This is a genomic window from Mesorhizobium xinjiangense, from assembly GCF_009749525.1.
GTDB lineage: Bacteria > Pseudomonadota > Alphaproteobacteria > Rhizobiales > Rhizobiaceae > Mangrovimarina > Mangrovimarina xinjiangensis.
Genome location: NZ_WOAC01000011.1, coordinates 134,761 through 161,486 on the forward strand (window position 1 = coordinate 134,761; position 26,726 = coordinate 161,486).

Annotated in this window: 25 protein-coding genes; 6 read left to right on the forward strand and 19 right to left on the reverse strand. The window is 61.3% G+C overall.

The annotated features are described in order from the left end of the window. Positions 1-463: 463 nt before the first annotated feature. Positions 464-1,264, forward strand: a complete 801-nt coding sequence (locus GM909_RS13340; protein ID WP_198174241.1) for an IclR family transcriptional regulator domain-containing protein — start codon at positions 464-466, stop codon at positions 1,262-1,264. Here GM909_RS13340 and GM909_RS13345 read toward each other — a convergent pair. The 7 genes from GM909_RS13345 to GM909_RS13375 all read right to left on the reverse strand — a co-directional run bounded on the left by GM909_RS13345 (position 1,247) and on the right by GM909_RS13375 (position 9,733). Further along, positions 1,247-3,178 (reverse strand): TRAP transporter permease, encoded by a 1,932-nt coding sequence (locus GM909_RS13345; protein ID WP_157016878.1) that lies wholly within the window; start codon positions 3,176-3,178, stop codon positions 1,247-1,249. The genes GM909_RS13340 and GM909_RS13345 overlap by 18 nt on opposite strands. Positions 3,179-3,284: 106 nt before the next feature. Beyond that, entirely contained in the window at positions 3,285-4,298 is a 1,014-nt protein-coding gene (locus GM909_RS13350) for a TAXI family TRAP transporter solute-binding subunit (RefSeq protein WP_157016879.1), read from the reverse strand. A 127-nt stretch (positions 4,299-4,425) separates the two neighbouring features. Beyond that, positions 4,426-5,979 (reverse strand): acetolactate synthase large subunit, encoded by a 1,554-nt coding sequence (locus tag GM909_RS13355; RefSeq protein WP_157016880.1) that lies wholly within the window; start codon positions 5,977-5,979, stop codon positions 4,426-4,428. 25 nt (positions 5,980-6,004) lie between these two features. Beyond that, positions 6,005-7,015, reverse strand: coding sequence for an FAD-binding oxidoreductase (locus GM909_RS13360; RefSeq protein WP_157016881.1), 1,011 nt, complete (start codon positions 7,013-7,015; stop codon positions 6,005-6,007). Then, positions 7,012-7,986: a PdxA family dehydrogenase gene (locus tag GM909_RS13365; RefSeq protein WP_235911880.1), complete on the reverse strand. Its 975-nt coding sequence runs from the start codon at positions 7,984-7,986 to the stop codon at positions 7,012-7,014. The genes GM909_RS13360 and GM909_RS13365 overlap by 4 nt, the downstream gene beginning before the upstream one ends. Then, positions 7,983-8,468 (reverse strand): aromatic-ring-hydroxylating dioxygenase subunit beta, encoded by a 486-nt coding sequence (locus tag GM909_RS13370; RefSeq protein WP_157016882.1) that lies wholly within the window; start codon positions 8,466-8,468, stop codon positions 7,983-7,985. The genes GM909_RS13365 and GM909_RS13370 overlap by 4 nt, the downstream gene beginning before the upstream one ends. Then, positions 8,465-9,733 (reverse strand): aromatic ring-hydroxylating oxygenase subunit alpha, encoded by a 1,269-nt coding sequence (locus GM909_RS13375; RefSeq protein ID WP_235911881.1) that lies wholly within the window; start codon positions 9,731-9,733, stop codon positions 8,465-8,467. Before GM909_RS13375 ends, GM909_RS13370 begins: the two co-directional genes overlap by 4 nt. Before the next feature lie 133 nt (positions 9,734-9,866). Between GM909_RS13375 and GM909_RS13380 the strand changes: the two genes are divergently transcribed. The 5 genes from GM909_RS13380 (at position 9,867) to GM909_RS13400 (ending at position 14,838) form a co-directional block, all read left to right on the forward strand. Next, positions 9,867-10,439, forward strand: a complete 573-nt coding sequence (locus GM909_RS13380; protein ID WP_157016883.1) for an NADPH-dependent FMN reductase — start codon at positions 9,867-9,869, stop codon at positions 10,437-10,439. A gap of 726 nt (positions 10,440-11,165) precedes the next feature. Further along, positions 11,166-12,767 carry a flavin monoamine oxidase family protein gene (locus tag GM909_RS13385; RefSeq protein ID WP_235911882.1) on the forward strand — a complete coding sequence of 534 codons (1,602 nt, stop codon included), beginning with the start codon at positions 11,166-11,168 and terminating at the stop codon, positions 12,765-12,767. A 44-nt stretch (positions 12,768-12,811) separates the two neighbouring features. Next, positions 12,812-13,216, forward strand: a complete 405-nt coding sequence (locus GM909_RS13390) for a c-type cytochrome (RefSeq protein WP_198174242.1) — start codon at positions 12,812-12,814, stop codon at positions 13,214-13,216. 77 nt (positions 13,217-13,293) lie between these two features. Continuing rightward, complete coding sequence (locus GM909_RS13395; RefSeq protein ID WP_157016884.1) at positions 13,294-13,791, forward strand: RidA family protein; 498 nt, start codon at positions 13,294-13,296, stop codon at positions 13,789-13,791. Between the two features lie 258 nt (positions 13,792-14,049). Continuing rightward, positions 14,050-14,838 (forward strand): spondin domain-containing protein, encoded by a 789-nt coding sequence (locus GM909_RS13400; RefSeq protein ID WP_157016885.1) that lies wholly within the window; start codon positions 14,050-14,052, stop codon positions 14,836-14,838. Between the two features lie 352 nt (positions 14,839-15,190). Here GM909_RS13400 and GM909_RS13405 read toward each other — a convergent pair whose 3' ends face one another. The 12 genes from GM909_RS13405 to GM909_RS13460 all read right to left on the reverse strand — a co-directional run. Continuing rightward, a complete protein-coding gene (locus GM909_RS13405; protein ID WP_157016886.1) occupies positions 15,191-16,228 on the reverse strand; it encodes a nucleotidyl transferase AbiEii/AbiGii toxin family protein in 1,038 nt (345 codons plus the stop codon). Continuing rightward, positions 16,221-16,850 (reverse strand): DUF6088 family protein, encoded by a 630-nt coding sequence (locus GM909_RS13410; RefSeq protein ID WP_407941294.1) that lies wholly within the window; start codon positions 16,848-16,850, stop codon positions 16,221-16,223. Before GM909_RS13410 ends, GM909_RS13405 begins: the two co-directional genes overlap by 8 nt. A gap of 134 nt (positions 16,851-16,984) precedes the next feature. Continuing rightward, a complete protein-coding gene (locus GM909_RS13415) occupies positions 16,985-17,461 on the reverse strand; it encodes a carboxymuconolactone decarboxylase family protein (RefSeq protein ID WP_235911883.1) in 477 nt (158 codons plus the stop codon). Positions 17,462-17,549: 88 nt separating this feature from the next. Beyond that, positions 17,550-18,362 carry a transglutaminase family protein gene (locus GM909_RS13420; RefSeq protein ID WP_157016887.1) on the reverse strand — a complete coding sequence of 271 codons (813 nt, stop codon included), beginning with the start codon at positions 18,360-18,362 and terminating at the stop codon, positions 17,550-17,552. A gap of 2 nt (positions 18,363-18,364) precedes the next feature. Beyond that, positions 18,365-19,300, reverse strand: coding sequence for a VPGUxxT family thioredoxin-like (seleno)protein, type 2 (locus tag GM909_RS13425; protein WP_157016888.1), 936 nt, complete (start codon positions 19,298-19,300; stop codon positions 18,365-18,367). Between the two features lie 124 nt (positions 19,301-19,424). Then, entirely contained in the window at positions 19,425-19,901 is a 477-nt protein-coding gene (locus GM909_RS13430; protein ID WP_157016912.1) for a DUF3788 domain-containing protein, read from the reverse strand. Positions 19,902-20,066: 165 nt separating this feature from the next. Further along, on the reverse strand, positions 20,067-20,846 hold the full coding sequence (locus GM909_RS13435) for an FMN-dependent NADH-azoreductase (RefSeq protein ID WP_157016889.1): 780 nt from the start codon (positions 20,844-20,846) through the stop codon (positions 20,067-20,069). Positions 20,847-20,890: 44 nt separating this feature from the next. Continuing rightward, positions 20,891-21,436, reverse strand: coding sequence for a carboxymuconolactone decarboxylase family protein (locus GM909_RS13440; protein WP_157016890.1), 546 nt, complete (start codon positions 21,434-21,436; stop codon positions 20,891-20,893). Positions 21,437-21,470: 34 nt separating this feature from the next. Beyond that, positions 21,471-22,214 (reverse strand): nitroreductase family protein, encoded by a 744-nt coding sequence (locus tag GM909_RS13445; RefSeq protein ID WP_235911884.1) that lies wholly within the window; start codon positions 22,212-22,214, stop codon positions 21,471-21,473. Between the two features lie 117 nt (positions 22,215-22,331). Continuing rightward, a complete protein-coding gene (locus tag GM909_RS13450) occupies positions 22,332-23,303 on the reverse strand; it encodes an AraC family transcriptional regulator (RefSeq protein WP_157016891.1) in 972 nt (323 codons plus the stop codon). 648 nt (positions 23,304-23,951) lie between these two features. Then, the gene (locus GM909_RS13455) at positions 23,952-24,815 is read right to left on the reverse strand and encodes a hypothetical protein (protein ID WP_157016892.1); all 864 of its coding nucleotides are present in this window, start codon (positions 24,813-24,815) and stop codon (positions 23,952-23,954) included. Positions 24,816-24,892: 77 nt separating this feature from the next. Further along, positions 24,893-26,726: S8 family peptidase (locus tag GM909_RS13460; protein ID WP_157016893.1), on the reverse strand; the 1,834-nt coding region annotated here is incomplete at its 5' end.

Here is a 26,726-nt window from a genome sequence, read left to right on the forward strand (position 1 = left end):
GTCTGACTTAACATTTCACCAATAAAGAAGGTTTCGTTTTAAAGTGCTACGGGTAGCAACGCTTCTTCCCGGTCATGGTCATGGAAGACGAAAACAATCGTGAAACAATTGTCGATCCCGCTGATGCGCTGCGGACGCCGGCATGATCGTCCCGGGTCAGCGCATGCCGATCGTGATCGCGGTCCAGCCGGTCGACTGTGAAATTTCACCGAAGCCGGACCCCGTCAGCTATTTGTATAACTAACTGATTCCAAATGAGCTACTCGAATCTATTGTGGTTTGAATTTTTGTGCGCGGGACTCTCATACTTTTCGAAGTCATTGCAGAAACAGACACTTGGTGAAACATCTGACAGGGATCTCTTCGTTGAAAATCACACATGTTCTGGTTGTGAGTCCTGACCCCATGGAGTTGCGTCCAACCAGCTCATCCCCCAAATTCGCGGCCAATGAACAAGGCGCGTATGGTCGAGGCGCTGCGGCACGGATTCGTAGCGAAGGAGGGCTTCTTGACAACTAATAGCGAGAACATCGCTGGGCTCGCGAAGGGGCTGAGCATCATCGAGGTCTTCTCTACCGACCGGAAGCCCTTGACTATCTCCGCAGCGGCCAGAGCGACCAACACCACGCGTGCCAGCGCGCGCCGATGTCTGCTGACGCTGCTCAATCTCGGCTATGTCGTTCAGGTCGGCTCGGCCTTCCATCCAGCGCCACGGCTCTTGCGGCTTGGAGATGCCTATTTCCAGAATACCTCACTGCCGCAATTGGCCCAGACGCATCTCGATAACGCTCGCGACCGGCTCCGCGAGTCGGTCTCTCTCGCCGTGCTTGACAACTACGAACCGGTTTTCGTGGCGCGCGCCGAGGCCGAAAAAATTGTTTCGTCCTTGGCCCGGATCGGCCGCCGGCTGCTTGGCTATTGTTCCGCTACCGGACGGGTACTGCTTGCCGATCTTCCCGACGAGGAACTTGATGCCTACCTCGCCGCTCTGGAGCCGAAGGCGCTGACCCGGCACACGATCACCGACAAGAAGAAGCTTCGCGAGATGATCCTGAGGGCCCGGGACGAGAGGGTCGCCATCACCGACGAAGAGTTGGAAGACGGGATGGCGGCGATGGCGGTGCCGGTCGTCGACCACACCGGCAAGACTGTCGCCGCCATGAGCGTTTCGGCCTCCCGCGCCCGGATCTCGGCCGCGCGGATGAAGAGCGAGCTGCTGCCCGTGCTGCGGGAATACGCCGAGGCGCTATCCCGCAACTTCTGAGTTGGCGACGTCAGTCCTGCCGCTGGTGTCGAGGTGCTGTGAAACCCGCTTCTGGAAGGCGTAGAAGCCGACGAGCAGCGCCACTGCCGCCGGCGCGACGGCCCAGTAATGGCCGACGAGGAATATCGCGACCAGACCAGCAACGAGGGCCAGCCCGCGCAGCCAGAGGGCCACCGGCCCCACGAAGAATCCGACCAGGGCGAATGAGATCATGAACACACCTGCCGCGCCGGACACCATGGTCGCCGCGATGCTCTGCCAGCCGCCAATCAGCAGGTAGCTGCCATTCAGCACGAAGGCGAAGGGGATGATGTAGGCCACGACGGCGAATTTGAGCGCCTGCAGCGCGGTGCGCATCGGGGCCGAACCGGCGATGGCCGCGGCGACAAATACCGAGAGGCATACCGGCGGGGTGAGGAACGAGAGCGTACCGAAATAGAAGATGAACATATGAGCCGCCAGGCGGTCGACGCCAAGTTGCTCCATGGCCGGACCGATCAAAATAATGAGGATGATGTAGGTTGCCGTCACTGGCACGCCCATGCCGAGCACGATGCAGCCGAAGGCGGAGAACATGAGCAGCATCCAGACGCTGTCGCCCGAAATCTCCACAAGGTTCTGCGATAGGTTGGACCCAAGGCCGGTGAGCCCCAGGGACCCCACCACAATCCCGGCGACCGCGCACATGATTGCGATAAAAACCGCCGCCTCCCCTGCGGCCGCAATGGTGCGGAGATAGCCAAGAAGCGACCGACGCCACTTGGGCAGGAAAAGGGACAGCAGCACTGTCGACAGCGCCCCCGAGAAGGCCGCCGCGGCGGGGTTCCAGTTGAGTCCGAAAAGCGCATAGAGCAGCACCGCGAAGGGCACCGCCACAGGTATGATCCGCAGGCTGGCGTCGCGCAGGTCCGGCAGCTCCTCGCCGCGCACCCCGGTGAGGCCTTCCTTGCCTGCCTCCATGTCGACCTGCAGATACAGGCAGAAGTAGAACAGCAGCGCCGGGACGGCCGCGGCAAGGGCAATCGTAGCATAGGGCACACCGAGGAACTCGGCCATCAGGAAGCCCGTCGCCGCCATGACCGGGGGCAGCACGAGCCCACCGGTCGATGCGACGGCCTCGACCGCGGCGGCCTTCTCGGCGCTGTAGCCCACCCGCCGCATCAGAGGAATGGTGAGGATGCCTGTCGTCGCCACGTTTGCCGAGGCGCTGCCCGAGAGCGAGCCAAAGAAGGCGCTGGAGACGATGGCGACTTTTGCGGGCCCGCCGCGACGGCGGCCCATGAGGGCCAGCGCGAAATCCGAGATTGCATCGCCGCCCCCCACGAGGAACAACACCTGCCCGAAGATCACAAAGCTGGTGACGATTGTGGCGGCCACGTAAAGCGGTATGCCAAAGACGGCGCCGGCGTTGAGGTAGTTGTAGGTCACGAGACGGTCCCAGCGGATCACGCGGGTCTCGAACATGCCCGAGAGGTAGTGACCGAAAAAGGCGTAGGCGAGGGCCAGCAGCCCCACGCTGACCATCGCCCAGCCGGCGTGACGACGGGCCGCCTCGAGCAGCAGCGCGAGGCCTATGACGCTGACGATTATCTTGTCGGTGGTGATTAGCCCGAGATTGCGAACGATGGTTTCGTATTCGATAAAAATGTAGCCGCCGACGCCCAGCGCCAGCAGCGCACACACCAGGTCGATCCATTGCATGCCTGCAAGATCCTTGGCGACGGGCGGTTTGGTAAAGAAGGTGATCGCCACGCAAAATGCGAGAAAGAGGGCGAGGAATTGCTCCTTGTAGATGACGATTCCGAACCGCGGCAACAACTGCAACGCGTAGATCACTGAGGCCACTGGGATCAGGATGGCGAGCACGCAGACGGCCAGTTTCCAGCCTCCGGTCAGTTGTCTTCTGTTATTCATGAAACTCTCGCTTTCCTCCCTTGCCGAGCGCCCTTCAGCTAGGCCGGTCGGATGGCTCGCTTGGATGCGGCCCTCCCGCGGCTTGCGGAAGGGCCGCAACAGATCGTTACTCGCCTGCAACCTCGTTGTTGCGGGCCTCAACCTCGTCGGTCCAAGCGTCCTGGTCTTTGTAGAAGGTCACCGCTGCCGGGTGGTAGGGCACCACGGTCTGTTCGCTGGCGAAGCGGTCGGGCGTCCAGGTCGCAAGCGAGGGGTGGATCGCCTCCAGCTCCTCGTGGTGATCCCAAATCGCCTGAAGGATCGTCGTGACCGTCTCATCCTCGAGATCGGACCGCGCATAGAGCGTAGTGGCATAGCTCAGAACGTGGATGTCTTCGTCGACCCCGACCGGGCCCGCCTTCACCTTAAGCGGCACGAAGGCGGAGCCGATCTCGCGGGATCGGGCCATCGCCTCTTCGGATGGATCGACGGAAAGCAGCTTGGCCCCTTCCGCCGCGTTGAGCTGCTGCAGGATCCCGCTGCCCATGGATCCCACGGCGGCATCGGCCCGTCCCTCGATCACGGCGCTGACGCCTTCGGGATAGCTGGACGCACTGACGAGCTCTACATCATCGGTAGTCAGCCCACCATTGGCCAGAACCGCCTCGGCGGTGATGGATGAGCCGGCGAAAGCGCCGTAATTCGCTACCACGCGCTTGCCCTTGAGATCGGAGATGGTATCGATGCCGGCATTGGCCCGGACCACCAGCGAAAGCCGGATGGGCGAGCCGAGCATCAGGGTCGTGATCGGGTAGCCTTCGCCGTCGTTCACTCCTTCGTAGGGCCCTTTGGCGCGTACCGCGAAATCGGCTTCGATTGGGCTGGAAAGGCCGATCGAGGCCTCCTGGGTCATGAACATCGGGAAGTAGACGGTGGGCGACTGCGGCAGCACGTCGACACGGATGTCGGTGTGTTGACCGATGATAGCCCCGAGGGCCTGCGACTGGGCGTAGAAGAGGCTGCCCTCCGGGTTGCCGCCCATTACAACGATCTCCGCATCCGCCTTCGACACGGTGCCGATCAGAGCCGCGACGAGGGCAAGGCCCATAGTGGACGGTTTGAGCTTGAAAAAGTTGAACATGATTTCCTCCCTGGCTTGAATGTTCAATTCATTGATGGGCTGGGTAATGCAGAAAGTATCTGCGCGAACCGGGCACAGGCGGCACCTGAGCCACGGCAAGGTGAGAAATTGGGTGCGGGCGCAAGGGTCATGGCAGCACTGCTTCAACTAGGAAGGGTCCTTTCCGTGTCGCGCACCCCTTGACCATGTCGATCAAGGGCCCGATCTCGGTGACACGTGCCGCCTCGACACCGAAGCCTCGCGCAAGGTCGACCCAGCTGATGTCGGGTCTGTCGAGCGAGAGCATGCGCCGTGCCCTTTGTCCCGCCTTTTCCGAGATTCCAACGCCTTTCATCTCGGCATCAAGAATGTTGTAGCGCCGGTTGGAAAAGATGATGGTCAATACGTTCGCTTTCTCACGGGCCTGGGTCCACAGCCCCTGCAAGGTATACATAGCGCTGCCGTCGCCCTCGAGATTGATGACCGGCCTGTCCGGGCAGGCAATCGAGGCTCCGAGAGCGGAAGGAATACCATTGCCGAGCGCGCCAGCCGGCAATTGCAAATAGTCATGCGGCACCGCGCCCCTCGACAGCGGGAAGAAGTTGCGACCTGCCGAAATCGATTCATCGACGATGATCGCGTTGTCGGGCATGGCGAATGTAACGGCCTGCAACACTGCATCGGGTGTGAGGTGGCCCGTTGGAGCCAGTGGAGCTTCGCGCGGCTCCAGCGCGGGATCGATCGCATTTGCGCCAATCGCGCCGCAGAGCGCGCGAAGAGCTTCGGGGGCGCAGGCAGAGTCTTCGGCCAGCGACATGAATCGTGCGCCCGGATCTTCCATCGCGCGCGGCTTGTCTGGATACGCGAACATCGCTGCGGGGTGTTCGGCTCCGGCAAGGATCACGTTGCGGATGCCCGCAAAAGCCTTTCGCGCCGGGTCGATCAACGCCGGAAGGCGTTCCACCGGAACCCGCCCTGCCCCGCGCTCAAGCCGGCCTATGCCATAGGGCGTGGCCAGTCGCGCACCAGTGGCCGCGGCGATCCGACCCGCCATCTCCAGAGCGCCTTGCCGCAGCGCACGTCCCCCGAGCAGCAGGAGGGCTGGCTCACCGCTTCGCAAGGCATTCACCGCAGCACCGACGGCCCCTGGGTCAACGGTTTGCAAAGCGGGCGGCGGCGCCGGGGCGTCCGGCGGCTGCCCGCCCGCGGACCACGCCGTGTCGGCGGGCAGGATAAGCGTCGCCACCTGGCCGCCACGTGCCCGTGCTGCCGTGATTGCCGCGCTGGCGTCACGCGCCACGCTACTGGCATCTCTGCTGGTGTGCACCCAGTCAGACATTGGCACTGCAAGGCCCTCAATGTCGCTGACAAGCGCCGAGCCGGACTCCAGGTGCCAGGACGCGTGTTCGCCAACGATGTTAACCACCGGGGATCGCGCCTTGCGGGCATTGTGCAGGTTGGCCAATCCTCCGGAGAGACCGAACCCGAGGTGCATTAGCGTGGCTGCGGGCTTGTCGGCCATGCGGCCATAGCCATCGGCCGCTCCGGTCGCCACGCCTTCGAACAGACAGAGCACTGGGCGCATTTCCTCGAATCGGTCGAGGGCCGCCACGAAATGCATTTCCGAGGTGCCGGGGTTGGCGAAGCAGGTGTTCACCCCGCCCGCCAGAAGCGCCCTGGTCAATGCCTCCGCTCCGTTCATTTTTCGCACGCCTCCGGGATCCGTTTCATGCGGGCACGGCCTCGGCATCTCCCGAAGGCACGAATGCATCGGAGAAGAAGAGGTCGGGGTCGAGCCCAGCTTTGGCGCAAAAATCCCGGCGCGCCGCTTCGATCATCACGGGGGCGCCACAGGCATAGACCTCAAGCCCTGCCATGTCCGGATAATCCTCCAGCACCGCCTCGTGGACAAAGCCCCTGCGGCCCTGCCAGCCTGCATCTGCACCCGAGACAACTGGCGTGAAGGTGAACCAAACATGCCGCTCCGCCAGCGCCTCCATGGCGGCGCGCATGTAGATGTCGTCACTTCCATTGCCGCCCCAGTAAAGATGCAGCGGGCGCGCGGCGCCGGAGCGGACCTGGTTCTCGATAATCGACCGGATCGGTGCGAAACCGGTGCCGGTGGCCACCAGGAGGGCCGGGATGACGGCCTCGGTCAGTGTGAACTCGCCATAGGGCAGTTCAACCTCCAGAACGTCATTCGGCGCCAGTCGGGCGAGGATGGACTCGGAAAACTTGCCGCCCGGAACGTGGCGGATATGCAGCTCAAGGGCATCGTTCTTTTGCGGCGGGTTGGCCATGGAATAATTGCGGCTGTCGCCGTCAGGCAGCATGACGCGCAGGTATTGTCCCGCGCGGAACGGCGCACGGTTCCCGATTGGAAAGCGCAGATGAATCGCGGCCACGTCCTCGGCAAGGCGCTGGATCTTGCGGACCTTGCCGGGTAGCACCTTGCGCTCCACCGGGTCGACCTTGCGGATTCGCGCTGGGGCGATCTCGATGTCGGTCAACGGCCGCGCCTGGCAAAGCTTAACGCCCTCCTGCGGCCCGGTGAGGTGCCCCTGTCCGCGCACTTGCGCTTCGCCGCCGCACAGCCCGCCCTCGCAAGAGGCGCACACTCCCTTGCGGCAGGAGTAGGGAATTGCAAAACCCGCACGCTCCATCGCGTCCAGCACAGTCTCTCCGGCTTCGCACTCCACGACGATGTCCTTGTCCCGCACGGTGATGGTGTGACTCATTGAACGCCTCCAATCAGTCTTATGGTGCGCACGGTGGCATCCGGGTCGGCCTGGTTCTGCCCCGCGATGTCAAACGCCGCGCCGTGCCCGACGCTGGAAAACAACACGCCCCCGCCCACCGCAAGGGCGGAGGCGGTGCGCCCCGCGAGCAGTTTCACCGGGATATGCCCCTGGTCGTGATACATGCAGACGAAGGCGTCGAATCCTTCCATAGCCAGCATCGTGTCAGCCCCTGTCGGCCCCTCCACGTCAAGCCCCCGCGCCCGTAGGCGCTCGCGCGCGGGTGTCACGATCGCCAGGTCTTCCGGGCCAAAGAGGCCGCCCTCGCTGGCATGTGGGTTGAACCCGAAGAGTCCGATGCGCGGGGCGGCGATGCCGAGGGCCGTTAGCGCATCGACGCCCGCGAGGGTGGCGCGCTCGATCAGCTCAGGGGAAATCCGATCGAGAGCCGCTTTCAGCCCCTCGTGGAGCGTGACGTGTATGATCCTCAGGCCGCCGCCTACGAGCATCATGAAGACACTGTCCGGCCCGGTGCCGCGCAGCTCGGCCAGGAGTGGCGGGTATCCCGCAAAGTTACGACCGCTTGCATTGACGGCAGTTTCTGAATGCGGGCAGCCCACGAGGGCGCGGCCCGTGCCGCCGTCGATCAGCGCCAGCGCCGCCTCGATATAGGCCACCGTCGCCCGCCCGGCCTCGGCACTCACTGTGCCCGGCGCGTTGGCTCCGAGCGCAAGTGCCTCGACCGGCGCCACGTCCACCGTTCCCGCTGTTCCCCAGACCTCCGGCGCCTCGGCGAGGCTCAGTCCCTCGGCCTTTGCCAGTGGATCGATTACATGGGCATCCCCCACCAGCACTGGCCGCAACCGGGGAGCGTCAGCCAGCGCGGCGGCCGCCTTCACGGCCACCTCCGGCCCGATGCCATTCGGGTCGCCGATCGACACCAGGATGCGGTCGCGGGTGAAATCCATCATAGCGGGAAGCCCAGCAACGTGTCGATATGGCCGCTGTCGAGCACGACGATCCGCTTCATGATCAGCACCTCGTCGTCGGTCACCCGCCAGCGGTCTATATAGCGCCCTGTGGCAAACAGCATCGTCGGCCCCTCGCGGGTAATGCGCGCCACCATGAAGGAGGACTCGCACTCCACCTCCTCGCCCTCGATGGCGGTGATGAAGGGCTGCCCGATCAGGTGCCGGTAGGAATGTCGCTCGTAGACGTTGGCCTCGAAAAGCGACAGGATGCGGTCATGCAGCATTGCCTTGCTGTCGAGCCAGATGATCCCGGCCTCGAGGTTCTGGGCAAAGTTGTCGGCCGTCGTGACCATGTAGAAGCAGTCGTCGACGAAGAACTCCGGCCAGTCCACGCAGTTGCCATCGTCAATGGTGTGCACGTAGCGGGCCTGCGCGTCGGCGATGCGGGCGGCGGTGGCGGCGGTCTGCACGTAATCCCTCACAGCCCAGTCCTCGCGCGATACTCAACCCAAAAGCCGCGGATCGAGGCCTCGGTGATCCGATCGTTGCCGGAGGCGATATCGTAACCGCCCATCGCCAGCACGGCGCGTTCGTTCGGCGACGTTGCGGTGGCACGCTGCACGAAACCGCCAATGCAACCATCCTCCATCGAGACATAGCCGCCCGGGCCGACGAGATTGGCCTGTTTAAGCCGGATCTTTCGCTGCTCCGGCGTGTCTTCTTCGAACCCCAGATACGTCCAGTGCAGTTGCGTGCTGCCGATACCGTTAGGTTGCACCCGCCGCACGGCAAGGCTGTTTTGGATTTGCTGAAGGACGAAATTGGGGAAGACGGTTAGGATCTGCAGGGTGATGTCGTCGGGGAATTCCTTGAACCCCTGCAGCATCGAGGTGTCCTGAAGCGAGATGTCGCGGTCCGACCGGATTTTCTGGTCGGAGTAGAGGCTCGCGTTCTTCTTCGCCTCCTCCGCATCCCGGTCGATCATCGAGTAGCTGACATGGCAGCCGCCTCCCTCGCTCACGATGATCCCACCCTTTTGAGACAACCGATTGAGCTCAAAGGTGGTGAAGAAGGTGTGCAGGATGCTGGCGTGGTAGCTGTCCTTGGTGTTCTCGACGTAGAGCTTCCAGTTGTTCGGCAGGATCTGAGTGAAGCGGCCCAGCACCACCGGGGTACGGCCGTTGAACACCCGGGCGATGCGCCCGATCAGCTCGTCGCCGAGGTAATCCTCGAGATCGTCCACGGCATCGTCGAAACTGCCGAACAGCATCCCCTCGATCGAGTCCACGCGCAACTTGCGGGGCCCGTAATTCGTCATGTCGAAACCTTCGGCGATGCCGCCACAGCCCTTTATGCCGTCTTTGAAGGCGATCCCTTTGAGGTCACCCTGAAGGCTATGGGTCCAGGCGTGATAGACGCAGGTGAAATCCTTGACATTGCCCCGGTCTTCCAGGGCCAGCAGGGCGCCGCGGTGGGCGCAGCGGTTCTCAAATGCGTAGAACTGGCCATCGGAATCGCGAGTCACGATGACAGGCGTCTCGCCGACATGGACGGCCACGAAGTCACCCGGTTCCGCGAGTTCGCACTCAAGGCAAAGGTAATTCCAGCTGTTGCCGTGGAAGATCTTGTCGTTTTCGAGGGCGCGTACGTCCTCGCGCTGAAAGATCCAGTAGGGAACGCGCGTTCCCCCGTCCTCTTCAGCCCAAACGGGCATACCTCCGGAAGTCGGCTGCGAGCCATCCATCATCGCGTTCCCTCCTTCGACTCTGTTCGCTATTCGAACATTGTCCTTTATTCGCACTTTTGTATTTACGGAGAGTGGCTTTAGGTGTCAAGACAAGTCCGGGCCTTGCCCGACCACCTCGAAAAATGGGGACTCCATGCGAACCTTACTCTTTCTTGCAGGCAGCACCCTGCGCAGTTCCGTAAACAACCGGCTCTCCACTGCTGCCGCTGAGCTGGCCAGGGAAAGATTCTTGGGCAGATTGGCCGTCGAGAGCGTGGACCTGATGGAATACGATTTGCCACCTATCGACCTCGGTGTGGTGAACGATCAATCCCTCCAGGCAATGATAGAGGTATTCGCCCGGGCAGATGGTTTCTTCGTAAGTGCCGATGAATATACCGGCGCCTTCTCCACGCAGATCCGCCTCGCCGTGAACTGGCTGATGCTCACAGAAACGGAACAACGCGCGCTCATTGCCGGGAAACCAGCCGCTCTCGTGGGCGCGGCACCGATGGGCGTCGGCGGAATGCGCGGCTTTCCGGCTCTGCGGCACCTCTTGGCCGCTGCAGGAATGGAGGTGCTTCCACAACAGCTTCGACCCGGCACACAAGGCAGCCCGCTCGACCGTTCAGGCCGACTGCTGGCAACAAGCGAGGAGCAGCTCATGTCCGGCGCCTTGGGCGAACTTGTCGACAGGATCGCGGAGTTGGAAAAATGCAGTGGTTGAGGCCACGAACCTCTAGCGGACGAGAGGAAGCCCTGCACCTCCCCGATCTTCCGACGCCAGATCTCTGACCGAAAGTAGGAATTTCGGTCTTGTCACAGTGGGCGCGCGTTAGGGTGACCTATGGCGCAGCAACGATATGATCTAAGGCGAGAGGCGGACGGCACGTGGCGAAGTCCAGATCGACGGGGTTGTCCGAGCGACTGGGTTCAAGCTGGAGGAAGCGGACGATCTAGTCAATCTCATGAACCTTCAGGATATCCGACGTCGGAGGCACCAAGATCCATCTAACGCCCCGATATGAACCGGCCATTCGCTTGAGCCACTCTTCCCGACCGGGAAAGGGATCCGCTTGATCGGCGTGACGATCTCGTCATTCAGCGACGATCAGCGATTTGGTCATGGTCAGCTCAGCCTCATGATTTAGCGCGTCGCCCAATGACGATGATCCGACCAATGAAATGAGCCGGGCGGCGGCCCGTTGCACGACGATCTGAACGCCATGCTCCGCCGATGGTTTGGTGGAGGGACTCGCCGGCACGCATTGGTGTGAGCTTTGATATCCGACATTACCTGCCCATGACATACGGGGGCCTTTGGCGCCTACAATTCCCGCCGGGCATGAAATCCATACAACGTTTTCATTGGCTGAGCTTGGAAGCTTTGGCCAAGTTTTGCCATCCGACCGGACAGGGTCGGATTGCGGACCGCACGATGAGGAGACGTTGAATGCTTAGCGACGAACCGAACGCCGGCATGCGCCGGCGGGATCTGCTCAAATTGATCGGCATGACGGCCGGCAGTGCCGCCATGTATCAGGCCATGACCAGCATGGGCCTCGCGGCTACGTCCGACTACACCGGCCCGATCAAGCTTGAGGGAGATCCCAAGGGTGCGTCCGTGCTGATCCTCGGCGCCGGACTTGCCGGCATGGCCGCGGCACTGGAACTGCGGCAGGCCGGCTACAAGGTCAAGATACTGGAGTTCAACAATCGCGCCGGCGGCCGCAATTGGACGCTACGGGGCGGCGACACCTATACCGAGCTTGGCGGTGCCACCCAAAAATGCGAGTTCGACGAAGGTCTCTATCTCAATCCTGGCCCGTGGCGCATCCCCTTTCACCACCACGGGCTGCTTGACTACTGCAAGCGTTTCGGCGTCCAGCTCGAGCCATTCCAGCAGTTCAATCACAACGCCTACCTGCATTCGACAAAGGCGTTCGGCGGGAAGCCACAGCGGGTGCGCGAGATCAAGACCGACTTCCAGGGTCACACGTCGGAACTGCTAGCAAAGGTGACCCAGAAGGGCCACCTCGAAGGTATGGTCACCGAGGAAGACCAGGAAATCCTTCTCGAAGCGCTGCGCTCGTGGGGCGCGCTGGACAAGGACTACGGCTACAAGGCTAGCCTGCATTCGTCCGAATTCCGCGGTTACAAGAAGGATCCGGGCGGCGGTATCGGGGCCGAGCCGGTGCCCAGCGACATCATCGGCCTGTCCGATATTCTCAGCTCGCGGCTGTGGGGCTCGCTGGCCAACTTCGCGCTCTACGAGTTCCAGACCACCATGTTTCAGCCTGTCGGCGGCATGGACCGCATCGGCCAAGCCTTCGCCAAGGAGGTCGGCGATCTCATCACCTTCAACGCAAAGGTCACCAAGATCGACCAGAATGAGAACGGCGTGACCGTGACCTACGAGGACGCGGAGAACCCCGGCGCGATGAATGAAGAAAGCGCCGACTGGTGTGTTTGCACCATTCCGCTCACCATCCTCAGCCAGATCGACATCCAGGTCGGCGGGCCGATGCAAGCTGCCATCGCCGCCGTTCCTTATGTCTCGGCGGTCAAGGTCGGCCTGCAGATGAAGCGGCGCTTCTGGGAGGAGGACGAGAAAATCTTCGGTGGTATCTCCTACACCGATCAGCCGATCTCGCAGATCTCCTATCCAAGCACCGACTACAACTCGAAGGGCAAAGGCGTCCTCCTCGGTTGCTATACGTGGAACGGGCCGAATTCTTACGAGTTCACCGCCATGTCGCCTGAGGAGCGCGTGAGGAACGCCGTGGAGCAGGGCGCGCTCATCCATCCGCAATACAAGGATGAGTTCGAGAACGGCATTGCCGTGGCCTGGCACCGTTCGCCCTTCACGCTGGGGTGCTCCGGCGACTGGACCGAAGAAGCGCGCAAGGAGCACTACAACAATCTGTGCCAGATCGACGGCCGTATTGTGCTGGCTGGCGAGCATGCCTCCTACATCCCCGCCTGGCAGGAGGGGGCGATCCTATCCTCCCTCGATGCGATCACGCGCCTGCATCAACGCGTGCTCCAGGGGTGAGAGCCATGATCCAAACCCAACTCAATTCAGCAGGGCTTACGACCATGAAAAATCACATCGTCCGCGGCCTCGCCGCCTTCCCGCTCATGGCCCTGCTCGGCGCGTCCGCGGCCTTCGCCGACTCGGCCGGCGTCACGTTCAGCGAGGGTCGAACCTTCTCCGAACAATCGGGCGAGGAAATCTACACCCATGTCTGTGCCGCCTGTCACATGGACAAGGGTCAGGGCGCGGTCGGCGCGGGACACTACCCGGCGCTCGCCAAGAACGAAAATCTCGTGTCGGCGGGCTATCCGATCTACATCGTCCTTCACGGCCAGAAGGGAATGCCGCCGTTCGGCGACATGATGAGCGATGACCAGGTGGCGGCTGTCGTGAACTATGTGCGTACCCATTTCGGCAACGATTACCAGGATGCTGCGACAGCGCAGGATGTGAAGGACTCGCGCTGATCACCAGCGCATGTGACGGCGCAACGGCGGGAGCACATGAACCCGCCGCTTGCCACAGTCCGTTAAGGAGACCAGCGATGAAAGCACCGATCTGCGTTGCCATGTTGATTGCGACCGCTGCCATGATGGGCAGCGCAATTGCCGATGAAGTGGTGCGCCACAAGATCCCGAATTCGGACTTCCCCATCGCCCGGGCGGTGGAGGTGCCGACAGGCAAGACGACGGTCTATCTGAGCGGGGCCGTCCCTGCCGTCATCGACCCGAATGCCGAAGAGGGAACGATCGCGGCTTATGGCGATACTCAAGCGCAGACCGAATCCGTCCTGAAGTCGATCGAGGCGACGTTGGACGGACTTGGCCTGAAAATGGGCGACGTCATCAAGATGCAGGCTTTCCTGGTCGGCGATCCGGCGCAGGGCGGCGAGATGGATTTCGCAGGCTTCATGGATGGCTACACCAAATTCTTCGGCACGACCGAACAGCCAAATCTCCCCGTTCGTTCGGTGGTCAAGGTAGCAGGTCTCGCCAGCCCTGGTTTTCTGGTCGAGATCGAAGTTACCGCCGTACGACCCTGACATGTTTCGGGCCGCTTAGCGGGAATCTGGTTGAGTTCACCCGACCGAGCGGCCGCCATCCTCGCAAGCAGTGGTGTTCGTGGCGCAATGGCCGCGCCACACAGAGTCGAACCGTCGGCATGTCACTGCGTGCGGTATGCGCGCATCACCAATAACGGCCGGCTATCGATTCAATGGCCAGAAGCGATTTCATTTCCAGTCCTCCTGAATCCAATCTTCCGGACATCCGGGCGTTCACGCGCTTGCGCACAGGTCACGATGGCCTACGGCCTGAGAGATCAGCACGTGGTGAGCCTTTGTCCGGCCGCGAACTCGCCTATCGAAATGCAAACATACCAAAAGGACACCACCGTGAAGTTTCAATCGACCAGCTTGACAAAGACTGCCCTGTTCATCGCGCTGCCACTGGCCGCAGCCATAGCCATTCCCTCCTTTGCTCAGGATGCAACGCCTTCGAATGGCGACAGCAAACTCATCATGATCACGGTCGAGAACGTTCTGACCGGTCAGCCGTTTTCGCCGACGGTGGTCGAAAGCCACACGGCGGATGCCCCCGCCTTGTTCAAGCTCGGTGACAAAGCGGGCGTGGAGCTCGTGGCGGTCGCAGAAGGCGGCAACACCGCGATGTACGCGCTCGCTGCGGCCATGAACAAAGACTCCACGATCGGCGATGCGCAACTGGCCATTTACACCTTGCCTGGTCAGAAGCGGACCTTCTTCGTCCGGGTCGATGAGGCACACCCGCTGCTGGACGGCGTCTGGATGCTTGGCAACACCAATGACGGCTTTTCCGGCTTTACCGGCGTCGATGCTTTCAGCCTGACCGAACCAATGACAATTGATGTCCGCGGTTACGATGCCGGATCGGAGAACAACAACGAAAAGACGGGCCTGCTGGGCTCCCTGGGCGCCGGCAACGATCGCGATCCGGAAAATGGCGTCATTGCCTACCACACCGGTATTCGGGGCGATGCGGATGCACCCAAGGACTGGAACTGGGACGTCAATGCTTCTGTCGCCCACGTGACCTTCACCCCCGTCAACTAGGCAACACCGCAGCCTGCAGGGCGGCGCGTTCCGAGGAACGGTGCCGCCCTTTTTTGCGACGATCAAGGGCCGGGCGTGATCAGCCCGGCCTTCTGATTGGAGGCGTTGCCCCTTGCGATGACGAGTTCCGATATCGGTTCCGCGTCAGGGATGGCCGCCCGAATGGGGGAAGACCCGACAGGGGCTTCAGCGAAGCCAACAGCCCGTCCCGAAGGGGACGCCCCACCTTTTCCGGAGGAGGCGGCTCGCAACTCCCGAAACCTGCAACGTAGCCGATTTCAGGATCCGCGCGACAATCCTTCCTGGGCCAGAATGACGCGTCGCCAGCCACGAGTCCGGGCAAGTGCTGGGACTATTTGTTGACGCGTTCCTGGAACTCTCCAATCGCGGCAAGAATGTCGTCGAATGACAGCGGTGCATCGTCGAACATCATCGGCGCCATTGCGCGATAATCAGCTCTGAGATCCTTGATCCGCATCTCGTCCGGCACTAGCCGTAAGGTGCCGGCGCGCGCCCTATCATAGCTGGCCCAGCCCGAGCGAAAGAAAATCGTCTTGTGCTTTGCCACCGTTGCCAGAAGCTCGAGATCAACGGCGGCGGCCTTGCCCTCGTCGGAGCCGAGGAGCATGGCGAGATCATAATAGTGGCGCGAGAAATATTGTGGGGTCGCCGACTCCGCTGGACGATGGGCCTCCGCATGCAAGGCCGTGGCTTTTTCCCAGAAGGTGCGGCGCGCCGACAGAACCGTAACAGTGGTATCCGGATCGCCGAAGAAGTCAGGGAAATCGTCTGCCGCGTAGGGACGAATGATCTTGTGCTCGGCAGGCCACGGATCGCCGCGAGCACCGAGCTCAAGCTTCACGCGCGGCGTGATGTAGGCCATGCCCTGATAGTCTGCCGCCGGAAGCGACGGCGGATAGTGGAAGTTCACCGTCTGAGCGTCAGTGTCATCGACCACGAGCGACCACTCGCCATTTTGCGGCTCGCCCAGCTGCTGAACGATTGCAGCACGCAACGCCGGAAGGAGTTTGTCGGCGATATGCCGCTCGACGTCCGCGACCAGGCCATCGATGAGTTGCCCTGACTTCTTACGGCTGATGCCTTCGTTTTCAGGATCGCGATCCCCTGAGTAACCGAGATCAGTACGATCAAAGGACATGTCGATGTCCTCGGAGAAGCGACCAATGATGCCGTAGGCCTTGGACAGTGACGTTCCGCCCTTGAAGACCAGGCTGGCCGCCGCCTCCTCATGAAGACTGAACAGGCGCTTCAAGGTCCAGCAGACCCAGAAGTCTTTCTCGATGATGGTATTGGCGACGCCACGGCCGGCGCCGGTCTCTCCGAAGAGAGCCGCCCGATCGCCAGCCGGCAGAAGGGCGACGCTATCCATCAACCGAACTCGCGGCTGTGCTGCCGATCGAGATCAGCGTGGGGCGCATCCAGGCCGGAGCCTGGATGGCACTGGAGGCGAGCACCTTCTTGTCATTGGCCGACAGCCGGCGAGCAGCAACTTGGGCAACGTCTGCAGCTCGCACTGGTCCGACATGGCGAAGCGCCTGGACAACCGTTCCGGCAGGACTGCCCGGCGCGATGAGGTGCTTGGGCGATGCGTGGCGCAGATCGACCACGCGCTTGCCCAGCACGATCCTGCGCGAGGGTCCGTTGGTCAGATAAAGGCTCTTTGCCGGAACCTGGGTCGATAGGCCAAGCGCGTTGGCGGCGTGCGCGCCCGCGATCTGTGCTTGCGAACCAGTCTCGCGCGCAAGCGCCCGGGCAACATCATCGGGGGCCGGGGAAAGTGGACCCAGCTTCGGATGGACTTTCGGGAAATCATAGAGACCACGCGCCAGGCGACGCAGCTTCCCGTTCTTGACCAGTCGGGAAAGGGCCTGATCGACCGCGGCGCGCCCCGCTACATCGAGGAAGTCACTGGGCGTAAAGACGCCGCCGCGCCCGCCGGCACGGGCGCGCTGCATGATCCGATCGGGAACCGATGTCTTGGTCGTGTTCATGTGTCAGAAAATAGCATATGTTTTTCTGACATTCAAGGTGCTCGCAGTTCGCGTGATGCGCCGGGCTATTGCCTGATCTCGATCAAGCCGGGTCCCCGCCGTCAGCCCTATCATGGCCACGAGTTACTTGTCGATCAGGCGGAATCGCTGGCTTTAACTGGGGTTGCCCCTTGGGCGAGCTTGAGCCGCGTCCAGACATTCATATTGATGATCACAGCGGCGATCTCAGCGGTTTCGACTTCGCTGAATTGCTTCGCCACCTCATCATGTGCAGCAGCGAAGCTCGCCTGTTCGAAGATGGTCAGGGCTTCGCAATAAGCAAGGGCGGCGCGTTCGGCATCGCTATAGAGCGTGCTTTCCCTCCAGCTCGGCAGATTTGCGATGCGTTCAGGCGTGATTCCCTGGTCCGCTGCCGCCTGGTTGTGAAGGATGAGGCAGTAGGAGCAAGGGTTGAGTTGCGCCACTCGCAACCGCAGTAATTGCGCAAGCTGGCCGTCGATACCTAGCTTTGCCGTATAGCCGACCGAACCAGCCATGGCCTTGGCGTGCTGGTGAAACTCCACCAGATCCGGATTGAAGCGGCGATCCTCGAATCTGATCTTTGCATCCACGACATATTCTCCCGGTTAAATGGCGGTATGGTACATGCCTCCGGCCCACGCCATTCCCACGGCGAGGCGATCCGTAGGCCGGTGCCCTCTACAGTGAGACAGGTTTGGCTGAACCGAGCGCTTCGAATGCACCCATGATCCGATCGCGCGTTTTCTTGTCAGGCGCGACCTCTGACATGGCGAACAGGCTTTTCCTCGCACCTGCAACATCGTTGAATGTCAATTGCAGACGCGCAAGCTTTTGCCAGGCGTCAAGCACTTCCGGTGCGACCTGCGTGATCCGCCGATACACCTCCAGGGCCCGGTGAGGATCGTTGTCATTTTCCGCGCGGACAGCCTGGTTGTTCAACAACCGCGCCAGTACGTCACGATTGCTCATCCGAAAGACGCTGAGTGCGGAAGCGCCGCCTTCCTTGCCAAGGCAAGCCTGGCAGATCGCCGCAATCTTCCGTTCTGACACCGGACCCCCACCCGCGAAGGGATCGATCACCACGGGGCTCTTCTCGCCGATCTGGACCATCACATGGCCCGGCAGGTTAAGCACGTAGGCGCTCCATCCAGCCCGGCGAGCCATTGCGACATAAAGGATCGACAGTGCAATCGGCAGGCCGCGCTTACGGTCGAGCACGCCGCTAAAATCGGCGTTGACCGGCGCATCATAAGTTTCGGTATCGCCAACAAACCCGAACTCCCCATGCAGCACGCGCGAGAGCACGGCGGCGCGTTCTCTCGAAAGAACCGCGCTCCGCCCTTCATCGCACACCCTGTCCTCGATCTCTTCGAGCCTTTCGAGATAGGGGCCGATGTCGGTATTCTCGTGATCCAGATGGCTCAGTGCCAGCGATGCCAGGTCGAGCAGGATATCCCCATCCTCAATCAGGCCGATGGTTCCGACATCCATGATCACTTCTCCTTCCCGACAAGGCCAAGCTGCGCCGCCAGCGCCGGCCAGCTCTTCCGAATGTCCTGGCGATAGGTTGCTTCCCCGCTCGATCGCTGAAGCCGTGCATCGGCAAGCCATGCCGACTGCTGCGGGCTGAGCAGGTTCGCGAGCCATTCGCGATAAGGCACGGCCAGGTTGATCCGTGTACGCTGGGCCGGCGTTAGAGGCAGATGACAAGCCGCGTTTTTGTGCAGGTAGTACTGCGGTTCGCCGTCAAGCTCGAAACCGCCGCTTTCGATTGGGCTGAACCCCTCGGTTCGTGCGTAAGCATCCAGATCGGCTCGCGAGACCTCCCGCGGATCGAAATGCACCTGTACCACCTCCTCGCCATCGATCCATCCGGCATCAGTCGTGATTACCGCCCGATGCTGGGCGAGGCTCGTTTCGCCAGACCAGAAGCACGGCGTTGTGTAGGTGACGCATTTGCTGAGGCCATATTCGACCAGCAGATCGCGCCCCAGCAACTGGAAATAGCCGGGGACATCGTTGCCGAGCATCTCGAGAACCGCGGTGATCTTATCGTGGAGCCCCAGCGCGTCGTAGCGATCTGCCAGCTTGGGCAGGAGCTGGGCTCCGTCAGGCCCGAGAAATCGCACCACGGGGTTGTTCCACGATGGCTCGTCGTAGCGGCGCAGGATCTCGGCGTCTGCACCCGGATGGTTGTTGAAGATCGCCACCGGCACGAACCGATCGGCGATCAGCTCCACCATCAACGGATGCGTCAGGACATCCTGCCCGAAGCGCACGCATGTCGAACACCCAGGCACTTCCTGGAACAGCAGCAGAACAGGTTTGCCCTGCTCGGCGGCGAGCGCCAAGGCGTAATCGTGATCGCGCAGCCACGCGACCTCGCCGAGCTCACGATGCTCGCGAAAGGAGATTACATTTTTCTGCATGTCCAAAATATGGTAAGGTCGGTTTGCGATAACAATAACGATTGGCGACTACTGCCCTCTCAGCTCGCGGAGCGGATGGGGTAGACCCCGTCTCACTTCAGGTCGTGGGGCTCGACGACCTTCCTCAGCGAGCTGACGGTGGCGGGCGCTTCATGATCAACAGGTCCGTCACATCGCGCAGATCATCTGCCGACGAGATGGCAACTGTCAGCCATTTCCCGTCAATGTATGTTTTGGCCTCGTCGTAGAGTTTGACCAATTGCGGGCGCCAGACATATCGCCGCTCCTCAAACTTCTCCCGTTCTGCCCCTCCCATGACCACCACGGTCGAAAACCGCCGGTATTCGGGCACCAAGGTGGTGAACGCCTTGGTTTTCTTGTAGCGCAGAGACCAACCGCGGTTCTTGCCGCCATAGAGCCAGTCCGGCGCGAAAACCCCGGGGTAGAATTCATTGATCCAGTTCCGCAGCTCAGCCCAACGCTCGAATGCCTCCGGTCCGATCCAGCCGCGGATGGCGTTGTCGTCGGGCGGCGCCGATTTGTCGGTGATCCTGTCGCCGATTCTGGGAACCGTCCCCTCGGCAGTACCAATGGATGACATCATCGAAAAAACCTTGTGCTCATGATCCGGGCGGGCGCCCGTGGTTATGATACTGGCGCGCCAACGGCCTGCGGCGTGCGCAAGAAGAGGCGGCACAGATCGAAGCTTGGGGCTATGACGGCGCAAAGGAAAATCATCTTTGGCCATGGGATTGATAGCCGAGCGTTATGAGACCGTGATCGGTCGGGCGGGTCGCATGAGCGAAGGGTCACGGGCCACGCCCGCTTCTCCAAGCGCGGCCAAGATCTCGACCGACAACGGCCCAGCCTCGGCGCGGCTGGCTCGCCATGGCGCGGATGCTCGATCGCTTGCAGGCCGATCATAAACCGAACGAAGGCCTTCCATGACGGTCGGGTCGATAGCGGCGAGAGCGTCGTCCCTCGCCGCCAGCGCCTGGTTCTGGTCGAGGAACGCAGTGGCCTGTACGGGCAGGAACTGCAGGGTCTTCAGCCCAATGGAGCTAAATGCCAACGACAGATAGGGCGTGAGGAAATCCGGCTGGTTGGCTCGGTCGCCGGTAAAGACGCCACCGGATGTGACACCAATGAATACCGGACGATCCCGCAGCATTCCCACCTTCCCGGCCGGCGTCGACTTCATCGTGCGACCAACCCGCAGGATCTGATCGATCCACGACTTGAGAGTCGACGGAATGCTGAAGTTGTACATCGGCGTTCCGATGACAATCACATCGGCAGCCTCGATTTCCCGGATGAGTGCTTCGGAAAGATCGAAAACGCCCTCCGGCGGAGCCGCTAACGTGGCCGGCGTCGATAGCGCAGCTGCGTAATCAGCCACGGTGTGCGGCAAGGGTTCGCTCCCCAAATCACGCCGGCTGATGCTCGCGTCCGGCGCAACCTCAAGAAGCCTTTTGACGATCGCCGCTGAAAGCTCGCGGCTATGCGATTCTTGACGCGGACTGCAGTCAATATGGAGAATGTTCATCTGATCGATTCCAATGGCTTCAAGAGGTTGCGAACGGACAGAGCTCAGATTGAGCCGGCCGGCGCAACGGCGGGGAAGTCCTTGTCGTGATCGAACACGTTGTTGAAGAAATTCGTCAGGGAGTACATGGCCACCAATGCGACGATCTCGATGATGTTCGCATCGGTGTAGCCAACCTCACGGACGGGTTGCAGATCTGCGTCACTGACGTGACCACGGGTCTCGATGACCTTGCGCGCGAACTGGACGGCCGCGTCCCGCTTAGGATCACTCGCACGGCCCTTCCGGGCGAGAATGATGTCATCAGGCGACAACTTGGCCATATGTTCGGCTGTGAAGCTGTGAACCGTCAGGCAGTAGTTGCAGCCGTTCACTTCGGAGACCGCAAGGCCGATGCTGTCGCGTGTCTTCACGTCGAGCGCCTTGCTCAGGGAGCCGAGCAGGGTGGCCCACGAGTTGAACGCGATCGGGCTCTGCGCGAAGGCCGCCATCATGTTGGGGGTGAACCCGATGTTCTTCGTGAAGGCATCGAGAGTGGGTTTCGATTCGGCGGGCACGTGTTCCGGCTTCAGGGCAGCAGTTCTTGCCATCATAGTCTCCATAAGTTTTTGGTTTGGTTGAGAATTATGCGAAGTCCAGCACGTCGGTCACCGGCATGCGGGGCTTCTGCGACCAGTTGCCGGCTCGCTCCGGCCCGACGGTCAGCAGCATGACTGGGACCTCGTCTTCACGCAGGCCGAACTCACTGTGCACGGCCTCGGCGTCGAAACCGATCATCGGCGTGGAACCCAGGCCAAGCGAGCGGGCCGCGTAAATGATCGCCGCGGTTCCGAAGGTCGCGGAGCGCACAGCCTCATCGCGCTGGCGCTGCGGTTGATCGTCATACAATCCGCGAGCGGGGGTTTCCCATTCCGGCACCAGGTGCGCCGGCATGATGCCGGCTTCCACCACCGGCGCCAGGCGCTCGGGGACGGTGCTGGCATCGGCCAACTGGCCGATGATGATGAAGGTGACGGCGGCATCGAGGATCGCGGGCTGCTTCCAAGCGATCGGATGGAGTCGTGCCTTGGCTTCAGGCGTGCGAACCGCGATGAAGCGCCAGTTCTGCAGGTGGAACGAAGTCGGCGCGGCGGTGCCAATGCGCACCAGTTCGCGGATCTGGTCGTCGCTCAGGGTGGCGGTAGCGTCGTAATACTTGGCGGCGCTACGGCTCAGGATAGTTTCGATGACGGCGTTCGTCGGGGTTGGTCGCGCGGTTGAAGGGGAAGTTAGAGGCCCGAGAGTGCTCCCCCTCTTTTCGGCTTGTGCGTAGATTTCTGCGATGGCGCCGGTTGCGGGCTCGGCGGCGGCTGTGACGATGTAGTTCATTGGGTGGCTCCCTCAACAAGTGATGACGGAGCCCAACTTACGGCCGAAGGTGAAATTTTCGAGACTGGATTGGCTCAATATTATGCTTGAAAGGATCAATCCGCACGCACATGGGTACTAGGCGAGGGCTGGATACTCGCCCTTGTGTGACAGACGGCGCCATTCCCCCGGGGTCATCCCCATCCTTTCGGCGAACACACGCCGGAATGCGGAAACCGATTGATACCCAACCGTCTCGGCCACAGCCTCGGTGCTGATCGCCGGCTTCTTCAACTCGTTGGCGGCCAGACTCATCCGAAGATCGGTCAACAGGTCGAGTGCGGAGCAGCCTAGCCTGTCTTGAAAGTGCCGCATGAAGGTCGCGCGTGACATGCCGCACAAGTCCGCCAGATCAGGCAGTTTCCAAGGCTGCGCAGGATCGGCGAACATCGCGGCGATTGCCGGAGCGAGCCGCGGATGGCCGGCCAGCGCCAACAAGCCTTCGGGCGCCTTCTCGGCTTCGCTGGCCGAGCGCAATACCAAGGTGAATAGAGCCGAAGAAAGTGCGTTGAGAATTGCGCGTCCCCCCGCTCGGTCGCGAGCGGACTCCATTCGCATCAGCCCCACCAGGCTCGCAAGCTGGTTGGAAGCGGATCCGATGCCCTCTTCTCCATGACCGTCCATGGCTCGCGCCACGAGATTGGGCGGCATGTAATTGCGGATCAGCCGATCATGGGGGGGCGCGACGAAAAAACGCCCGCACAGCAGATCCAGTTGCTCACCCTGGCCGTCGTTCTCGCTCAGCATCCATCCGGCAGAGCCCACGCTTTCGTGTGTACGGATTGGCGTTTGCCCGCTACCGTCATGCAGCACATGCTCCGCTCCGTGTGGCAGCAGAACGATATCGCCACTCAGCAGCTCTCGTGCTGTTCTCGTCTCCGGATCCTCGAGAATGGCTCGGCCCTTGACTATCACGTGGTAGGGAATTTCGTTCGCCTCAGCCTGGCTCCAGGCAACGCGCCACGGTGCACCGTAGGCGCAGCGAACCTCGAGCTGACCGGTAACGGAGATGATTTGGAGGAGATGGCTTAGCCAGTCGACTTCAGACATGGGACCTCGAAACGCAATTGTATCTCATCGTATCGCACATTGGTTCACTAAGCTGCTGAACGATTTGCTGACGGCACGGGATAAGGCACTAAGAGTGCTTGTAGGCCGGACGACAGGCATTGCAATTCTTGCAACACATCACGGGTGAGATTAGGCAAACTGAGTTACTAAAGGGGGTAATGGTGTGACAGCGAGGATATTTCTGGCAGGGCAACCGGTGTCATTAGCCGTACTCTGCTCACCGATGACCTGCCTCGTCAGATGAAGGACAAGTTGACCGTAATCGTTTTGGATGTCTCTCGGGAGCAGCCGATGATCGCGGCAACGAAAAAACGTCGAAAGAAGTCTTGACCTCAGTGCTTGCGAGGCCCGATTGGAGACGCGTACCCGAGCTCTGAGACTACGTCGATGCGGACGCGGCAGCCCCCCTCAGCCGGCGAACAAGTGGGGCATGCAACCGAAGGTGCAGCGCGCTCGTGACGGGCCACTGTCAACCGGCGCGCAATCGCCCAGCAAACCGGCCTACCCGGATGGGGAACGATGATCGTGCTTGAGTGGCTCTGAAGCCCCGTGAATTACAATACCAAGCCGACAGCCCTGTAGTCTGCCGAGAGGAAATTCGACGTAGTCAAAGCCTTGCTGTCCGCCTTATCTGCCTTTCCGGGCGTAGTACTCATCCATCGCAAGGTCTTCATCGTACTGCGCTCGTCTCAGGTCCTCGACCTTCTGCCTCGTTTCCGTAATGCACTCTGAGCACGCACGCTCCTCCAGTCCGAAATTCTCGATAAGGACCATTCGCCCCTCATCGTAATCCCAATGGAGCAGATCCGAGGTGTCTATCAACTCGGATTCGAGGGTCTCCTCACCGCATGTCGGACATTCGACGACTTGTTCCTTGTGATGACAAAAGCAGCATTGCTCCTCCGCCGTGAGGAACGTTGCCTCCTGGCAGGAGGGGCACAGCCAGACATCGCCATCGTCACGGCCACCTACATAAGCCTTCGCTCGCTCTAGCAGTTCGGCGCGGGTTCTTACCAAGCGAATGACCTTGTTGTGTTGGTCTTCGTCGATGAAATCCGCAGTGGCAAGGCCGAGATAGCTTCGGTAAAAGAAGATCATAAAGCTGAAAATCTCGGCGAATTTCAACTCGATATGATCGTGCGAATGATTGAACTCGAAATGGGTCAATTCGCTTCGCAGGTCGAACGCCTTGACGATCTTAGCGGCCTCGGCTTCGGCGATCGGAATATTGCCGATCTGCGGATTTTTCAGCCTCTCGAGTGCACCACGCAGAGTGAGTGTCTTTCCGGGCCTGTCGACCGATTCATAAATGAATGCGGGATGGACGCGCCGAAGGTGCTCTTTGAAAGCCAGCTCCATTGCCTGCACGACGTGCAGGATTGCGAACTTCCAGTGATTGGTGTCATCCGAGTCCCGCTGAGCATAAGACACCGCCTCCCTGAAATAGGAAATGCTATTGTTCAGCAGGTCAAGATGATGGGTTTTACTCATTTATGGCCCCGTCCATTTGCCAAACTATCATGCTGCTCTGAAGACCACTACTGCAGCACGCCCGCGGCGCTGCGAGGTCAGACGGAAGCGGCAATCACATTAAGGTTCTCGATTACGGCCTGGACTTCCGCGTAGAGATCCGCGTTCGTCTCGCCAGCATCGATCTCCACGATCAGAGCAAAGCGGGCAGTACGATTTTCCGGATCGGGGATGGTCTTCGTCTTCCACCAGCCGGCGACAGGATGCACCGCGATCAGGTTTCGGCGCGCCAAGTCGGATGCCGGACATACCAACTCGTCGATGTGCAGCGACCCGACATCGCGTCGGTTGCGACCGAACATCCAGTTATCATCTTCCTCAAGGATCGGTTCATCAGGTTGTTCGGCGGCCTTGCTGATACGCGCAAGGAACGTGGCCTCGCTCTCGTTCGGCCGGTTCAGCTTAAAGCGAAGATTGTGTGAAGCGTATCGGAACTTCGAACCTCTTGCCGGCTCGGACGGGTTCGGTTCAATGAATGTACTCAGCGTAACGCGCAGGCTTACAGGCGCATCGACCAATTTGCGCAGTTCCGCGACCGGCCACGGCAACTGGAACACCTTCATCTCGTTATGAACGTGTTGCGGGGCGGCCTTGTCCGCCTTCCGGTATGGCGTGATTGTGTCCTGCACCACAAGGGTCAGCGCATTGGACGCGCTGCGGCGTGCGCGCTCCAAGTCCGGAACGCCATAGCCATAGCGCTTGAACAGCGGCGCGTAGTCTCCCTTGACGCGGCTGGCCGGCAAATGGCTTCTCATCTGAGGTGTCCAGCGCGCGGACGACACGAACAGGGCGCGGACGGTTTCGGGCCAAAGGTCGGGATAGTCAGACCAAAGCTCGGTGACGGCGCGCGCTGCCAGCGCCGTGGCGCCGCTCGTCTCGCCGGTGGTGGTGAAGGCCCGCTGCGGGAACTGATGATCGGTGGTGAGGAGCGACAGCGCAGGATGCTTCATAGGTGGAGGGGCACCGTCGACCAGCCAATTGCCACCCTCGAAAACGACGTCGGGTTTGAGCGGCCAATGGGATGACCAGCTTGCCGTCCGCGATGATGGTGCGAGGTCGCCGACCGGCGCTAGCGGCGCGCCAAACTCGCCCGCCGGCAGTGCATTCTTCTCGGTATAAGCTCCGACACAAATCGCGTTCCAGGCATGGGCCGGCGATTCCACTTCGTGGTCCGGGTGATCGCAGACAGTCAGATAGTCATCGTTCCCAAATTGGTCCTGGTTGGTATTGCCAGCCGACACCAGGAGCAATCGCTTAATCTTCTTGTCGCCGGAAACGCCGGAGGTCAGCTGATCGATTTCGCTTGACCAGGATGTGGGGGCGCCATCGTGGGGAGTATCATCCTCGGTGGTGCTCGCCATCGTAAATGTCCGCCGACGGTCACCGGTGACCTCGGCGGCATTGACGCCATCGCGCGTAACGGCGCCCAGCAGATGGTGCGGATTGTGGCCTGCGTCCGGGATGATCTTGGCGGACTCCAGCCGATGACGAACATGAATGGGGTTCATCGTCTGCAGCGCGGCCGTCAGATCCCCGAACAGAGCCAGGCCGGCGAGCTGCGTACCGTGACCAACGGGATCCTCAAGACCCCACGCCGGATCCGCCGCATGGCGGTCAGCGACGGCGAGCGCCGGAGCGATGAGCGGGTGCGCCCTGCTGACGCCGCGATCGAGCAATGTGATGTAGTTGGTGTCGGCACCGTCGTGGAACGTTGTTCTGCCCACGACGTCATTCAACCAATCCACCTGCTCCTCGATCTCGAGGGCATCGAAATAGTCGGCCGTGACGGTCGGCGCGGCGAGCGCCCGAACGCCACCCAGCCGACGCACGGCCAAGGCGAGTGCCTCGCTGGTCGACGTTCCGATCACAACG

What these genes read in the sequence shown, in the direction of transcription:
- GM909_RS13380 (WP_157016883.1), top strand. Translation starts at nt 9,867, where the DNA reads ATGCGAACCTTACTCTTTCTTGCAGGCAGCACCCTGCGCAGTTCCGTA.
- GM909_RS13430 (WP_157016912.1), bottom strand. Translation starts at nt 19,901, where the DNA reads ATGTCATCCATTGGTACTGCCGAGGGGACGGTTCCCAGAATCGGCGAC.
- GM909_RS13345 (WP_157016878.1), bottom strand. Translation starts at nt 3,178, where the DNA reads ATGAATAACAGAAGACAACTGACCGGAGGCTGGAAACTGGCCGTCTGC.
- GM909_RS13455 (WP_157016892.1), bottom strand. Translation starts at nt 24,815, where the DNA reads ATGAGTAAAACCCATCATCTTGACCTGCTGAACAATAGCATTTCCTAT.
- GM909_RS13385 (WP_235911882.1), top strand. Translation starts at nt 11,166, where the DNA reads ATGCTTAGCGACGAACCGAACGCCGGCATGCGCCGGCGGGATCTGCTC.
- GM909_RS13425 (WP_157016888.1), bottom strand. Translation starts at nt 19,300, where the DNA reads ATGCAGAAAAATGTAATCTCCTTTCGCGAGCATCGTGAGCTCGGCGAG.
- GM909_RS13365 (WP_235911880.1), bottom strand. Translation starts at nt 7,986, where the DNA reads ATGATGGATTTCACCCGCGACCGCATCCTGGTGTCGATCGGCGACCCG.
- GM909_RS13445 (WP_235911884.1), bottom strand. Translation starts at nt 22,214, where the DNA reads ATGAACTACATCGTCACAGCCGCCGCCGAGCCCGCAACCGGCGCCATC.
- GM909_RS13395 (WP_157016884.1), top strand. Translation starts at nt 13,294, where the DNA reads ATGAAAGCACCGATCTGCGTTGCCATGTTGATTGCGACCGCTGCCATG.
- GM909_RS13340 (WP_198174241.1), top strand. Translation starts at nt 464, where the DNA reads ATGGTCGAGGCGCTGCGGCACGGATTCGTAGCGAAGGAGGGCTTCTTG.
- GM909_RS13440 (WP_157016890.1), bottom strand. Translation starts at nt 21,436, where the DNA reads ATGGCAAGAACTGCTGCCCTGAAGCCGGAACACGTGCCCGCCGAATCG.
- GM909_RS13410 (WP_407941294.1), bottom strand. Translation starts at nt 16,850, where the DNA reads ATGAACACGACCAAGACATCGGTTCCCGATCGGATCATGCAGCGCGCC.
- GM909_RS13420 (WP_157016887.1), bottom strand. Translation starts at nt 18,362, where the DNA reads ATGGATGTCGGAACCATCGGCCTGATTGAGGATGGGGATATCCTGCTC.
- GM909_RS13355 (WP_157016880.1), bottom strand. Translation starts at nt 5,979, where the DNA reads ATGAACGGAGCGGAGGCATTGACCAGGGCGCTTCTGGCGGGCGGGGTG.
- GM909_RS13360 (WP_157016881.1), bottom strand. Translation starts at nt 7,015, where the DNA reads ATGAGTCACACCATCACCGTGCGGGACAAGGACATCGTCGTGGAGTGC.
- GM909_RS13375 (WP_235911881.1), bottom strand. Translation starts at nt 9,733, where the DNA reads ATGATGGATGGCTCGCAGCCGACTTCCGGAGGTATGCCCGTTTGGGCT.
- GM909_RS13435 (WP_157016889.1), bottom strand. Translation starts at nt 20,846, where the DNA reads ATGAACATTCTCCATATTGACTGCAGTCCGCGTCAAGAATCGCATAGC.
- GM909_RS13390 (WP_198174242.1), top strand. Translation starts at nt 12,812, where the DNA reads ATGAAAAATCACATCGTCCGCGGCCTCGCCGCCTTCCCGCTCATGGCC.
- GM909_RS13405 (WP_157016886.1), bottom strand. Translation starts at nt 16,228, where the DNA reads ATGGATAGCGTCGCCCTTCTGCCGGCTGGCGATCGGGCGGCTCTCTTC.
- GM909_RS13400 (WP_157016885.1), top strand. Translation starts at nt 14,050, where the DNA reads ATGGCCTACGGCCTGAGAGATCAGCACGTGGTGAGCCTTTGTCCGGCC.
- GM909_RS13450 (WP_157016891.1), bottom strand. Translation starts at nt 23,303, where the DNA reads ATGTCTGAAGTCGACTGGCTAAGCCATCTCCTCCAAATCATCTCCGTT.
- GM909_RS13350 (WP_157016879.1), bottom strand. Translation starts at nt 4,298, where the DNA reads ATGTTCAACTTTTTCAAGCTCAAACCGTCCACTATGGGCCTTGCCCTC.